General features: G+C 74.0%; 14 protein-coding genes. 3 read left to right on the top strand and 11 right to left on the bottom strand.

Translation table 11 applies throughout. From position 1 onward, the window contains the following. Positions 1–18: 18 nt before the first annotated feature. The 11 genes from AC07DA_RS17635 to AC07DA_RS17585 form a co-directional block, all read right to left on the bottom strand. Positions 19–882 carry a carbohydrate ABC transporter permease gene (locus AC07DA_RS17635; RefSeq protein WP_479129062.1) on the bottom strand — a complete coding sequence of 288 codons (864 nt, stop codon included), beginning with the start codon at positions 880–882 and terminating at the stop codon, positions 19–21. Beyond that, complete coding sequence (locus AC07DA_RS17630; RefSeq protein WP_479129061.1) at positions 879–1,856, bottom strand: carbohydrate ABC transporter permease; 978 nt, start codon at positions 1,854–1,856, stop codon at positions 879–881. The genes AC07DA_RS17635 and AC07DA_RS17630 overlap by 4 nt, the downstream gene beginning before the upstream one ends. Positions 1,857–1,860: 4 nt before the next feature. After that, positions 1,861–3,204, bottom strand: a complete 1,344-nt coding sequence (locus tag AC07DA_RS17625; RefSeq protein WP_479129060.1) for an ABC transporter substrate-binding protein — start codon at positions 3,202–3,204, stop codon at positions 1,861–1,863. A 134-nt stretch (positions 3,205–3,338) separates the two neighbouring features. Continuing rightward, positions 3,339–4,334, bottom strand: a complete 996-nt coding sequence (locus AC07DA_RS17620; protein ID WP_479129059.1) for a LacI family DNA-binding transcriptional regulator — start codon at positions 4,332–4,334, stop codon at positions 3,339–3,341. A 57-nt stretch (positions 4,335–4,391) separates the two neighbouring features. After that, a complete protein-coding gene (locus AC07DA_RS17615) occupies positions 4,392–5,060 on the bottom strand; it encodes a GntR family transcriptional regulator (RefSeq protein WP_479129058.1) in 669 nt (222 codons plus the stop codon). A gap of 44 nt (positions 5,061–5,104) precedes the next feature. Further along, positions 5,105–6,106 (bottom strand): proline racemase family protein, encoded by a 1,002-nt coding sequence (locus AC07DA_RS17610; protein WP_479129057.1) that lies wholly within the window; start codon positions 6,104–6,106, stop codon positions 5,105–5,107. Positions 6,107–6,119: 13 nt separating this feature from the next. Beyond that, positions 6,120–7,010, bottom strand: coding sequence for a dihydrodipicolinate synthase family protein (locus tag AC07DA_RS17605; protein WP_479129056.1), 891 nt, complete (start codon positions 7,008–7,010; stop codon positions 6,120–6,122). Further along, positions 7,007–8,371 carry an FAD-dependent oxidoreductase gene (locus AC07DA_RS17600; RefSeq protein ID WP_479129055.1) on the bottom strand — a complete coding sequence of 455 codons (1,365 nt, stop codon included), beginning with the start codon at positions 8,369–8,371 and terminating at the stop codon, positions 7,007–7,009. The genes AC07DA_RS17605 and AC07DA_RS17600 overlap by 4 nt, the downstream gene beginning before the upstream one ends. A 422-nt stretch (positions 8,372–8,793) precedes the next feature. Beyond that, a complete protein-coding gene (locus AC07DA_RS17595; protein ID WP_479129054.1) occupies positions 8,794–9,108 on the bottom strand; it encodes a (2Fe-2S)-binding protein in 315 nt (104 codons plus the stop codon). Next, positions 9,105–10,259, bottom strand: a complete 1,155-nt coding sequence (locus AC07DA_RS17590; RefSeq protein WP_479129053.1) for an NAD(P)/FAD-dependent oxidoreductase — start codon at positions 10,257–10,259, stop codon at positions 9,105–9,107. Before AC07DA_RS17590 ends, AC07DA_RS17595 begins: the two co-directional genes overlap by 4 nt. A gap of 121 nt (positions 10,260–10,380) precedes the next feature. Continuing rightward, entirely contained in the window at positions 10,381–11,040 is a 660-nt protein-coding gene (locus tag AC07DA_RS17585) for an MmyB family transcriptional regulator (protein WP_479129052.1), read from the bottom strand. Between the two features lie 237 nt (positions 11,041–11,277). Between AC07DA_RS17585 and AC07DA_RS17580 the strand changes: the two genes are divergently transcribed. The 3 genes from AC07DA_RS17580 (at position 11,278) to AC07DA_RS17570 (ending at position 12,908) form a co-directional block, all read left to right on the top strand. Then, the gene (locus AC07DA_RS17580; protein ID WP_094053727.1) at positions 11,278–11,937 is read left to right on the top strand and encodes a helix-turn-helix domain-containing protein; all 660 of its coding nucleotides are present in this window, start codon (positions 11,278–11,280) and stop codon (positions 11,935–11,937) included. 32 nt (positions 11,938–11,969) lie between these two features. Further along, positions 11,970–12,500: a toxin-antitoxin system, toxin component gene (locus tag AC07DA_RS17575; RefSeq protein ID WP_479129218.1), complete on the top strand. Its 531-nt coding sequence runs from the start codon at positions 11,970–11,972 to the stop codon at positions 12,498–12,500. Between the two features lie 183 nt (positions 12,501–12,683). After that, the gene (locus AC07DA_RS17570; protein WP_479129051.1) at positions 12,684–12,908 is read left to right on the top strand and encodes a hypothetical protein; all 225 of its coding nucleotides are present in this window, start codon (positions 12,684–12,686) and stop codon (positions 12,906–12,908) included. Positions 12,909–13,101 lie beyond the last annotated feature (193 nt).

The following is a 13,101-nucleotide window of genomic DNA, read 5'->3' as shown; positions in this document are numbered from 1 at the left end:
GGAAGGGGGTCGGCGGCGTCAGCCCTTGGTGCTGCCCGCGCTGATCCCGGCGATGATGTGCCGCTGGAAGACGAGGAACAGGGCGACCACGGGGATGCTGGCGATCACCATGGCGGCGATGAGCACGGTCAGCGGGATGTTCTGCGACAGCTGGACGAGGGCCACGCTGATGGGCTGTTTGCCGGTGTCGGAGAAGACCATCAGCGGCCACAGGAAGTCCTGCCAGACGGCGACCAGCGCGAAGATGGAGACGACGCCCAGGACGGGCCGGGACATCGGCAGCACGATCGACCACAGCACCCGCAGCCGCCCCGCCCCGTCCATCTCGGCGGCCTCCAGCACATCGCGCGGCAGCTGGTCGAAGAACCGCTTGAGCAGGTAGAGGTTGAAGGCGTTGGCGACGGCCGGGAGCCAGATGGCGAGCGGGTCGTTGAGCAGGCCGAGGTCGGCGACGGTCAGGTACTTGGGCACGACGAGCGCCTGCGCCGGGACCATCAGGGTGGCCAGGATGCCGCCCAGGACCACGTTGCCGAAGGCGGGCCTGAGCTTGGACAGGGCGTAGGCGGCGGCCGTGCAGAACACCAGCTGGCACAGCCAGGCGCCGGCCGCCTGGACCACCGTGTTCCCCAGGTGGGTCGGCAGCTGCATGAGCTCCCAGGCGTCGGTGTAGCCGCTGAACCGCCAGTCCTCGGGGACCAGGGTGGGCGGCGTCCGGGTCACCTCGTCGGGGGACTTCAGCGCGCCGGTGACCATCCAGTAGACGGGGAAGCAGAAGGCGAGCGCGAAGAGCAGGACGACGGCGGTGAAGACGCTCCAGTAGACGGCCCGGCCGCGCGGGCGGGCCAGGACGGCCGGGGAGACCAGGGTGCGGTTGCCGCTCATGCGGCCTCCCCGTCGGACCGGGTGAGCCGGAGGTAGCCGGCGGAGAACACGCCGAGCAGCAGCAGGAGCATCACGCTCAGCGCGCAGGCGCCGCCGAAGTCGTTGTAGAGGAAGGCGTACTTGTAGATCAGGTAGAGGACCGTGACCGTGGCGTTCTCCGGGCCGCCGCCGGTGATGACGAACGGTTCGGTGAACACCTGCATGGTGGCGATGATCTGCAGGAGCATCAGCATCAGGATGACGAACCTGGTCTGCGGGATCGTGACGTGCCGGACGCGTTGCAGCAGGCTCGCCCCGTCCAGTTCGGCCGCCTCGTACAGCTCGCCGGGGATGGGCTGCAGGGCGGCCAGGTAGATCAGGACGGTGCCGCCCATGTTGGCCCAGGTGGCGACGATGACGAGGGAGACCAGGGCGGTGTCGGCGCCGTTGGACCAGTTCGAGGTCGGCAGGTGCAGCAGCCGCAGCGCCTCGTTGGCCAGGCCGGCGCCGGGGTCGTAGAACCACTTCCACAGCAGGGCGCTGACCACCGGCGGGATCATCACCGGCAGGTAGACCACGACGCGGAAGAAGGCCCTGGCGTGGCGGAGTTCGTTGAGGACGAGGGCCAGGACGAACGGGACCGCGAAGCCGATCAGCAGGGCGAGCAGCGTGAAGGTGAGGGTGTTGCGCCAGGCGGCGGCGAACTCGGGGTCCTGCACGACGCGGGTGAAGTTGGCGGTGCCGACCCACTCGGGGTCCGCGCCCGGCGTGTACGTCTGGAAGGCGATCACGACGGCGCGGATCGCCGGGTACCAGGAGAACAGGGCGAAGCAGACCAGCCCGCCGAGGAGGAAGGCGTAGGCGCGGCCCTGGTCGGCGAGGCGGCGCCGCCTCCGGTCCCCTGCCGGGGGCGGCGCCTGCACCGGGCGGACCTCGATCGCCGGGTGGGTCCGGCGTCCGGCGGTCCTCGTCGGGACCGGCTTGGTGGTCCTCACGGGCTCAGCCCCGCGCCAGGATGCCGTCGATCTTGCCGGAGGCGTCCTTCAGCAGCCGGTCGATGTCCGCGTCCTCCTTGGTGAGGACGGCGGAGACGACCCCGTCGAGGACGGAGTAGATCTGCTGGGCGTGCGGCGGCTCGATCTTCATCTCCAGGCGCTGGTTGCCGTCGAGGAAGGACTGGTAGTTCTCCACCGGGACGTTGGCGTTGGCCTGCTTGACCCGCTGGTCCTCGGCGTCGGCGGCGCCGGTGAACAGGCGCGGCTCGGGCAGGCCGACCGGGGCGTCGTGCTTCCTGGCGCGGGCGTAGTCGCCGAGGAAGCCGTCCCCGGGGGTGAGGAACATGTGGTCGAGCCACTTGAGCGCGGCGCGGATCTGGGCGGGGCTCGCCTTCTTGTTGACCATGTAGCCGTCGCCGCCGACGAGCGTGGCCTTGCCGCCGGGCATCGGGGCGATGGCGATGTCCTCGTAGTCGGCGCCCTTCTCCTTGACGAGGATGGGGATGTTGTCGGGGGCGGCGAGGTACATGCCGAGCTTTCCCGAACCCATCATCTGCTGGGCGTCGTTGATGACGAGGAGCTGCTTGCTGCCCATGGAGTCGTCGGTCCAGCGCATGTCGTGCAGGGTCTGCAGGACGGCCCGGCCCTCGGGAGTGTCGATCGTGGCCCGTTCGCCGTCGGCGCTGACGACGTCGCCGCCCTGGGAGTACAGCTCGGCGGTGAAGTGCCAGCCGCCCTGGTTCTGGGCGCTGTAGTCGGCGTATCCGACGGTGCCGCCGCCCAGGCCGGCGATCTTCCTGGCGGCGGTGCGGACCTCGGCCCAGGTGGCCGGCGGACGGTCGGGGTCGAGGCCGGCCTTCTCGAAGAGGGCCCTGTTGTAGATCAGGCCCATCGAGTAGCCGGTGCGCGGGATGCCGTAGACCTTGCCGTCGACGGTGTAGATGTCGCGCAGCTGCTTCTGCAAAGTGCCGTAGCTCTCCAGCTCCTCGACGTACGGCGTGAGATCGGCTGCCTGGCCGATGGCGACGACGTGTCCGGCGTCGGTGAAGTACGTGTAGAAGACGTCCTCCATCTGCCCGCCGGCGAGTTTGGCGTCGAACGTCTTCGGGTCCTGGCAGGGGAACGCGTCGTGCGGGACGACGTCGATGTCCGGGTGCTGCTTCTCGAAGGCGGCGACGTCCTCCTCGAAGAACGCGCGGTCGGTCCTGGCGCTCTTGGGCGGCATGCAGTTGACCGTGATGCGGGTCTTGCCGTCCGCGGACTCGTCGGCGCCGCCACCGCAGGCGGTCAGCGCGAGGGCGCTGACGCCGAGCGCGGCGAGGGTACGGCGGATCCCGGTGCGTGTCATCGGTGGACCCCTCTCAGGGCAGGAGCGAGTGGACGCCTCACGAAGGAGCCGGGGCGCCGCACACTCAAGCACCGGCAACATCTGACCGCAAGATGCCGCGCAGAATCTGTAATTATTCGACAGCAGTGCGGATGTCAGCTGCGTGGTGCCTGCGCGGTGGACCCCCGGACCACCAGCTCCGGCTCGAACAGCAGCTCCTCCGCCGCCACCGAACCGCCGCTGATCTGCGCGTTCAGCAGCTCCACGACGGCCTTGCCCATGGCCTCGATGGGCTGGCGGACCGTGGTCAGCGGGGGCTCGGTGCAATTCATCAGCGCGGAGTCGTCGTAGCCGACGACCGAGATGCGTGACGGCACGTCGAGCCCTTTGCGGCGGGCGGCCCGTACGACGCCGAGGGCGAGCGGGTCGCTGGCGCAGATGAAGCCGGTGACGCCCCGGTCGATGAGCCGGGCCGCCGCCGCGTGGCCGCCCTCGATGGAGAACATGGCGCGCGCGACGAACTCGTCGGGGACGTGCCCGACGGCCCGCGCGGCGGCCAGCTTGCGCGCCGAGGGCACGTGGTCACCGGGGCCGAGCACCAGCCCGATCCGCTCATGCCCGAGCGAGGCCAGGTGCCGCCAGGACTGCTCGACGGCGACCGCGTCGTCGCAGGACACGCCGGGGAAGCCCAGGTCCTCGATGGCCGCGTTGACCAGCACGACCGGGATGTTCCGCTCGGCGAGCTGCCGGTAGTGGCCGTGCGGCGCGTCGGCCTGGGCGTAGAGCCCGCCGGCGAAGACGACGCCGGAGACCTGCTGCTGGAGCAGCAGCGTCACGTAGTCCGCCTCCGAGACCCCGCCCCGGGTCTGCGTGCACAGCACCGGCGTCAGCCCGAGCTGGGCCAGGGCGCCGCCGATGACCTCGGCGAACGCCGGGAAGATGGGGTTCTGCAGCTCGGGCAGGACCAGGCCGACCAGCCGCGCGCGTTCGCCGCGCAGCTGGGTGGGCCGCTCGTAGCCGAGCACGTCCAGGGCGGAGAGCACCGCCTGCCGGGTCGGCTCGGAGACGCCGGGCTTGCCGTTGAGCACCCGGCTGACCGTGGCCTCGCTGACCCCGACCTTCTTCGCCACCTCGGCCAGTCGTCGCGTCATGACCGCAAGCGTAGCGCAAGTTACGCAAGCCCTTTGCGTAATCGCGCAAGAAAGTGGTCAGGGCGCTGCCCACAGGCCCCGGACGTGTCCCAGGTGCCGGGTCATCACCGCCCGCACGGCCTCCTCGTCCCGGGCGAGCAGCGCGTCCAGGATCTCCAGGTGCTCCTCGGCGGAGGCCTCCAGCCGCCCCTGTTCCACCAGTGCGGTCAGTCCGTACAGCCGGGAGCGGCGTCGCAGGTCGCGGACGACGTCGACGAGGTGGTCGTTGCCGGCGAGGGCCAGCAGGCCCAGGTGGAAGCGCAGGTCCGCCTCGACGTACGCGATCAGGTCTCCGGCCGCGGCCGAGGAGACGATCTCCCGCGCCACCGGCCGCAGCGCCTCCAGGGCGGCCGGGTCGGCCGTGACCGCGAGGCCGGCCGTGGTGGGGATCTCGATCAGCGCCCGGACGTGGGTGTACTCGTCCAGTTGCCGGTCGGAGACGGCGGTGACGCGGAAGCCCTTGTTGGGCACGGTGTCGACCAGGCCCTCCTTGGCGAGGTCGAGCATCGCCTCGCGCACGGGGGTGGCGGAGACGCCGAAGCGGGCGGCGAGGCCCGGCGCCGAGTAGACCTCGCCGGGACGCAGTTCGCCGGCGATCAGGGCGGCCCGCAACGCGTCCGCGACCCGCTCCCGGTGGCTGGGCTTCCTGCCCAGCACGGGCAGGGCGGGGGTGTGCTGCGGGGGCATGACGGTCGGGGTTTCCTCTCGTGGTGGACGGGCGGGAGCCGGATCTACAGGACGAACCCGGCCGGGAACGGGTCCTCGGGGTCGAGCAGGTACTGGGCCGTGCCCGTGATCCAGGCGCGCCCGGTGAAGCTGGGCAGGACGGCCGGGCGCCCGGCGACCTCGGTGGTGCCGAGCAGTTGGCCGGTGAACCGGGTGCCGATGAAGGACTCGTTGACGAACTCGGTGTGCAGCGGGAGTTCACCGCGCGCGTGGAGCTGCGCCATGCGGGCGCTGGTGCCGGTGCCGCAGGGCGAGCGGTCGAACCAGCCCGGGTGGATGGCCATGGCGTGCCGGGAGTGCCGGGCCGTCGACCCGGGGGCGGCCAGGTAGACGTGGTGGAGACCGTGGATGGAGGGGTCCTCCGGGTGGACCGGCGGGTCCTCGGCGTTGACGGCGGCCATGAGGGACAGCCCCGCGGCGAGGATCTCGTCCTTGCGGGACCGGTCGAAGGGCAGGCCGAACCGCTCCAGCGGCAGGATGGCGTAGAAGTTGCCGCCGAAGGCGAGGTCGTAGGTCACCGTCCGCCCGTCGGCGAGGGTCGCCTCGCGGTCCAGTGCGACCGCGAACGAGGGCACGTTGCGCAGGGTGACCGCCCTGGCGGCGCCGTCCTCGACCGCCACTTCGGCGACCACCGGGCCGGCCGGGGTGTCGAGCCGGATGGTGGTGACGGGTTCGACGGCCTCCACCATGCCGGTCTCGACGAGCACGGTGGCCACGCCGATGGTGCCGTGGCCGCACATCGGCAGGTAGCCGGAGACCTCGATGTAGAGGACGCCCCAGTCGCAGTCGGGCCGGGTCGGCGGCTGGAGGATCGCGCCGCTCATGGCGGAGTGGCCGCGCGGCTCGTTCATCAGCAACTGCTTGACGTCGTCGCGGTGTGCGCGGAACCACAGCCGCCGTTCGTTCATGGTGGCGCCGGGGACGGTGCCGATGCCGCCGGTGATCACACGGGTCGGCATGCCCTCGGTGTGCGAGTCGACGGCGTGCAGGACGAGTTGGCTGCGCATGATCGGTCCTTCGCTAGGAGAGTCCGGCGGCGACGGCCTTCTCGGTGGCGGCCCGGACGGCGGCCTCCTGCTCGGGCGGCAGCGGCGTCCGGGGCGGGCGGCACGGGCCGCCGTGGCGGCCGACGAGGTCCATGGACAGCTTGATGGCCTGGACGAACTCCACCCGCGAGTCCCACCGCAGCAGCGGGTGCAGCTGCCGGTACAGGGGCAGTGCCGTGTCGAGATCGCCGCGGACGGCCGCGCGGTAGAGCTCGACCGAGGCCCGCGGCAGGGCGTTCGGGTAGCCCGCCACCCAGCCCTTCGCGCCGGCGACGGCCAGCTCCAGCAGGACGTCGTCCGCGCCCGCCAGCAGGTCGAGTCCGGGGGCGAGTTCGGCGATCCGGTAGGCCCGGCGGACGTCGCCGGAGAACTCCTTCACCCCCTGGACGAGGCCCTCGCCGTGCAGCCGGGCGAGCAGTTCCGGCACGAGGTCGACCTTGGTGTCGATCGGGTTGTTGTACGCGACGACCGGCAGGCCCGCCTTCGCCACCTCGGCGTAGTGGGCGAGGACGGCGCGCTCGTCGGCGCGGTAGGCGTTCGGCGGCAGCAGCATCACCGCCCGGCAGCCGGCCTCGGCGGCCTGCTCGGCCCAGCGCCGGGCCTCGGCGGAGCCGTAGGCGGCGACACCGGGCATGACGCGTTCCCCGCCGACCGCGGCGACCGCCGTCCGGACGACCCGGGCCCGCTCCTCGGGCGTGAGCACCTGGTACTCGCCGAGGGAGCCGTTCGGCACGACGCCGTCGCAGCCGCTGCCGACCAGCCAGGCGCAGTGCTCGGCGTACCGGTCGAGGTCCACGGACAGGTCCTCGCGCAGCGGGAGCGCGGTGGCGACGAGGACGCCGCGCCAGGGTCGGTGGTCGGTCATGACAGTCCCTCCTGGGGGTGGTGCCGGGCGAGGACGCCGAGCGGTACGGGACGGGCGAACGGCCGCCGGGCCGGGGTGGGTACGCATCCGGCGAGACCGGCGACCGCGGTGGAGCACATCCGGCCCTGGCACCAGCCCATCCCGGCCCGCGTCATCAGCTTCACCGTCCGTTCGTCGCCCGCCCCGAGGTCCAGGGCGTCGCGCACGGCGCCGGCGGTGACCTCCTCGCAGCGGCAGACCACGGTGTCGTCGGTGAGCTGCTCGGCCCAGTGCGCGGGCGGCGCGCAGGCGGAGTCGAGGGCGGCGGCCGACCTCCTGAGCCGTGTACGGGCCTTGAGGGCTGCGGGTGCCGGGTCCGGGGCGGTGCCGCGCAGTCGGGCGGCGGCGGAGCAGCCGGCGATGTGTCCCTCGGCGAGGGCGAGGGACGCGCCACCGATGCCGGTGGCCTCGCCGGCCGCCCACACGCCGGGCACGTCGGTGCGCTGCTCGTCGTCGACGGCCACGGCGAGCCCGTCGAGGCGGCAGCCGAGGCTCTCCGCGAGGTCGGTGTGCGGGAGCATGCCGTGGCCGACGGCGAGGGTGTCGCAGGCCAGCTCCCGCTCGGTGCCGGGCCGGACGCGGCCGTCGGTGCCGAGAGCGGCGACGGTCACCCCGGTGACCCGGTCGTCGCCGTGGGCGCGGACGACGGTGTGGCGGGCCAGGACCGGCACGCGGTGGCGCAGGAGCCGGGCGGCGTACCCGGCGCCCTCCGGGAGCTTGTCGGCCAGGGCTCGGCCGTGGCGGACGAGACGCCTCGGGGCGGTGGACTCCACGAGCGCGGCGACCTGGACCCCGGCGGCCGTGAGGCCGGTCGCCACGGGCAGCAGCAGCGGCCCCGACCCGGCGACGACGGCCCGGCGCCCCGGGACCACGAGGCTGCCCTTGAGCATGGCCTGCGCGCCCCCGGCGGTGACGACGCCCGGGAGCGTCCAGCCGGGGAAGGGCAGCACCGTCTCGTAGCCGCCGGTGGCCAGGACCACGGACCGGGCGTGCACCTCGGCGGGCTCCTCCTGTTCGGGCCCGAGCAGCGCGTGCACGGTGAAACCGTCCCGATCGCGCTCCACGCACCACACGTGGTGGTCGGTCAGCGTGCGCACGGAACCGGCGGCGAGTCCGTACCGCAGCCGCTCCCAGGTGCGCCACCGGTGGTGCAGCGCTTCGGGGCGTCCGGCCCGGAGCCCGGCGGCGGGCTGCCGGTGGAACTGGCCGCCCGGCTCGGGCGCGGCGTCGACGAGCGCGACCCGCACGCCGCGCGCGGAGGCCGCGAGCGCGGCGGCGAGCCCGGCCGGCCCGGCGCCGATCACGACGAGTTCGGTACGCATGCGCCGCCCCTTCGCTGCCGTCGGCCGGTGCTGACCGGACCGGGCCGCACGTCCGCCCCCGCATGCCCGACCCCCGTCGCGCGCAGGTCGGGGACGGCCCGGCCCCGGTGCCTCCCGCCACCTCCGCCGCGAGCGGCCGGCACACCGGCAGGCCGGCTCCCAGCGCACGGCCCACCCGTCCCCAGGCGGCCCCGGCCGGACCGGCCCGCACCCCCGCCACCGCGCTCGGCACCCGTCGCACGCAAGGCGCGGACCGCCCGGCCCCGACGCCCCCACCGCCTCCGCCACGAGCGGCCGCCACACGCGCTGCCGCGTGCGGGGCGCCGGTGGCGGCGGTTGCGGTCCGCGTCGCCCGGGTGCTGCCGGTCGTCGGCCGGTCGTGGGGGGACCGGGCCGCTCGTCCGGGGCCGGTGGTGGGGAGGTCAGTCCGCACGGGCCGCCCCCCGGTGTCCCGTGCCGTCCTGCGTGGCGATCACGTCCCCCGGCCGGGCCGGCACCAGGCAGGCACGCTGGTTGGGGCGGCCGTTGACGGTGACCAGGCAGTCGAAGCACACGCCGATGCCGCAGAACACCCCGCGTGGCCGGCCCGCGCCGCGGGTGACGCGCCAGGAGGTGACGCCCGCCGACCAGAGCACGGCCGCGACCGTCTGCCCGGGCAGCGCCTCGACCGGCCGCCCGTCGAAGGTGACCGTGAAGGCGGGCCCGGGGCACGCCCCCGCCAGTTCCAGGGGGTTCACCCGGCCTCCTCGGCGAAGCGGCCGGGCCGGAACGGCGCGGGATCCAGGCCGGGCTCCCGCCCGGTCAGCAGCGCGGCGACCAGGTGTCCGGTGCCGGTGGCCAGCCCGATGCCCGCGCCCTCGTGGCCGCAGGCGTGGTACAGCCCGGGCGCCCGGGGGTCCGGGCCGATCGCGGGCAGGTGGTCCGGAAGACAGGGCCGGAAGCCGGCGTACGTCCGCATGGCCCGGACGCCGGCGAGGAACGGGAAGAGCCGGGTCGCGCCCGCCGCCAGCGCGCGCAGGGCCGGCAGCGAGAGGGAGCGGTCGAAGCCGACCCGTTCGCGGCTGGCGCCGATGAGGACCGGCCCGGCGGGCGTCCCCTCCACCACCGGGGAGGTCCGCAGCTCCGCCGCGTCGCTCGCGACGTCGGCCACGTAGTCGGCGGCGTACACCTTGTGCCGGATGCGGGGCGGCAGCGGCTCGGTGACCAGGACGAAGCCGCGCCGCGGCAGCACCGGCAGCGACACGCCGGCCCGGGCCGCCACCTCGCCGCCCCAGGGGCCGCCCGCGTTGACCACGGCGGGGGCGTACAGGTCGCCACGGTCGGTACGCACCCCGCGCACCGCTCCGCCCGCGCCGCGCAGCACCCCGGTCACCTCCCGGCCGGTGCGCAGCCGGGCGCCCGAGGCGCGCAGCAGGTGCGCCGCCGCGAGGGCGGGCATCACCTGGGCGTCCTGCGGGTAGTGCATGCCGCCGGCCAGGCCGGGGGCCAGATGCGGTTCGAGGTCGGTGAGCCGGTCGGCGGGCACGGTCACCGCCTCGACCCCGGCAGCGCGCTGTCCCGCGGCGAGTGCCTCCAGCCCGGCGCGGGCCGCCTCGGTGCCGGCGACGACGAGCGAGCCCTTGGCCTCGTACTCGACGGCCGCGCCCAGCCCTTCAGCGGCCAGGTCGCCCCACAGGCGGGCGGAGAGCAGGGCCAGGCCGAGCTCGGGGCCGGGCTCCTTGTCGGAGACGAGGAGGTTCCCCTCCCCCGCGCCGGTCGTCCCTCCGGCCACCGGGCCCCGGTCCACCACGACCGTGTCCAGACCCGCCCGGGCCGCGTACAGCGCGCAGGCGGCGCCGACCATCCCGGCACCGACCACCACGACATCGCAGGTCAGCGGCTTGCCCACGGCAGTACTATGTCACACACCACACCGTCGGGGAAGACAGCCGCGAGGACTGCCGGACGACGGACGACGGACGACCACCGGGTGACGGGCGGCGGGTGACGGGCGGCGCGGCCGGGACGCCTCAGTCGGCCGCCGGGACGACTCTGAGGTGCGAGGCGGTGCGGCGCGTCCTGCGGTCCCGGGACGGGGTCCGGCGTGCGTCGCGCAGGACGAACGTGAGCCGGGTGAAGCCCAGTTCCGCCAGGGTCCGGGAGGTCTCGGCGACGACCCGGCAGCCGGTCGCGCCCCAGCGCGGGTCCGGGTGCAGCAGCGGCCGTACGGCACCGTCGATCTCGGCGGCCTCCTCACCGACCGCGCGGATCCAGTGCGGCAGCCCCTGCCGGTAGGCGGCCTCCATGATCGGGTCCTGGGCGATCTCACGGCGGATGGCCTGGAGGCCGTGGTCGGGTCCGTGGCTCTCCACGGTCCGCGCGAAGTGCGCGAGCATCGGCAGGCACCAGCTCGCCTCGTGCTCGCCGAGCACCGTGGGCGCGTCGGGGTGGAAGAGCACGAACCGGAGGAAGTTCCCGTCCGGCATGGCCGTGGGGTGCGGGCCGACCCCGGCGAAAAGTGACCGGAAGGCGCTGTTGGTGAGGACGACGTCCCAGCAGTGGTCGACGACGAGCGAGGGGAAGGAGACGGCCTCCAGAAGCCCGGCGCAGTCTTCCAGGTAGGCCTGGGCCTCTGGAGTCTCGGGGACGGGCCGCGGTGCCGGCCGCTGCCCTCCTGCCTGAAATGCCATCGGGAGGTCACCCCTCTTGCCTGTGCGGCCTTGACGCGGCGCCCCGATCCTGGTGCCCCGGGCTGATGCGTGTCAACTATCGTGGCATTTCGTGCCTGTTGACGGCTGAAATTGGCCACAGTTGTGGCGAGACCTGGATGTGAGTTCGAGGCACCGGCTACGCTCCGGGAAGTTCACGCCGGGTAAGTCACGGCATCCGCTTGTGAGAAGCCTGTGAGAGACGTAGGAGAATCGTCGGTGACGGGTGGCTTCGTCGAGGGTCCGGGCGCCACGCGTACGGCCGTGCTACCGGCCGTCGTCTCCCGTGTCACCGCGCTCGCCGACCGGCTCGGCGTGCCGCACGCCGAGGTCTTCGACACCGGTCGGCTGTCCGTCGCCTCCGGGGTCCCGGAGCCCGTGGTCAAGGCCCTGCTCAGCGGCCGGCCCGCCGGTGAGCCCGATGTGCAGGCCCGGTTCCTGCAGCGCCTCGACCTGTTGCGCCGGACCCGGCTCAAGCCCAACGGCCGCAAGTACACCCAGCAGGAGATCGCCGACGGCGCGGGCATGTCCCGGCAGCAGGCCGGCGCCCTCATCAACGGCGACCGCCGGCCGACCATGGAGCACTGCGACGCACTGCAGCGGTTCTTCCGGGTGCACGCCGGGTTCCTCACGGCCGAGGACCCCGAGGCGCTGGTCAGCGCCCTGCAGCACACGGAGCAGGAGCTGTTGCAGAAGCTCGCCGACCGGGAGCGCGAGGCGGCCGCGGCGGCGGACGACCCACTGGAGCGGCTGCTGCAGGACCACGGCGTGCGCGGCATCGCCTGGCGGGCCGCGCAGCTGCCCACCGACCAGCACCGCGACAAGGTCGCGGAGTGGCTGGACATGCTCCTGGAGAGCGTCAAGCGGCCCGAGTCGTGACCGTGGGGAGAACTGTGGGCATCGGTAGGGAAATGCGCCGCCTGTGCGGCGAGCTGGTCGCGGAGCTGACCCTCCCCGCGCCGGCACGGCCCGACGAGCTGTACGCCGCGCTGTGCGACGCCATGAGCAGACGCCGGGGCCGTCCCGTCCACTTCCGTACGGCCGCCTTCCCGCCCGGGACCGCCAGCGGGCTCTGGCTCGACATGGCCGAGCAGGACCTCGTGGTGATCGAGGAACGCACCGCCCCCGATCACCAGTTGGTGATCCTCGGCCACGAGCTGTGGCACATGAAGGCCGGGCACTGCTCGCACCACGTCCAGGGCGCGGCCGTCGCGGCCCGGCTGCTCGACGAGGGCGCCGACCTCCAGGCGACGGTCCTGAAGGTGGCGGCGCGCACGCGGTTCGACCTCGACGACGAGAAGGAGGCCGAGAGCTTCGGTCTGCTGCTCGCCAGCAAGTGCCGGGCGTGGCTGTCGGGTTCGGCGTCGCGGGGGCCGGCGCAGCGGGACCATCTGGCGGGGCGGATCGAGGCGTCGCTGGGCTACCGGGGGCCGCAGAGCTGACCGGTGGCACCGGCTCCGCGCGGCGCGCCCCGGTCCGGCCTGCGCCGAGCGGGCGAACCGGCGGGCTCCCGGGCCGGATTGTCAGTGGTGGGCGGCAAGCTGGAGGTACGCCCCGGCTGTGCGGGGCGTGCGCGCCGCGAGGCGCGCGGGGAGCGACGACGCCGACACGGGGAGAGCCGACCGATGCCCACCGCCGTACTGACCGACCGCGAGCGCACCGCCGTCCAGGCCTATCTGCGGCTGCTGCACACCGTGCGCGCCGCCTTCGACCGGGAGACGGGCCCGCCGGTCGTCCCGCCCGCCGTACTCGCCGACGCGGAACAGGCCCTGAAGCGTGCGGGCCTGGCGGGCAACGAGGAGGCCTTCTTCCGCCTGCTGGAGAGCTGGTGCCCGGAGCCGGGGCCCTGAGCCCGGGGCCGGGCTCCGAGCCGGGCCCGTGGCGCCTGTTCCCCGGGCCGGCTGCCGGGGTCGGGGCGCCGGGGTCGCCGAGCGGTCCCTGCCGAGCCCGTCACGGGCGCGGGCTCGCCGGGCCGGGGCCCGGCAACACCTCCGCCGGGGGCGGGGATCCCGTAAGCAGCAGCCCCCGGGCGAAAATCCGTAA

This window comes from Streptomyces sp. NPDC044921 (genome assembly GCF_056432865.1).
The sequence above is the reverse complement of the archived record's forward strand: the minus strand, read 5'-3'. Positions and strand labels throughout refer to the sequence as shown.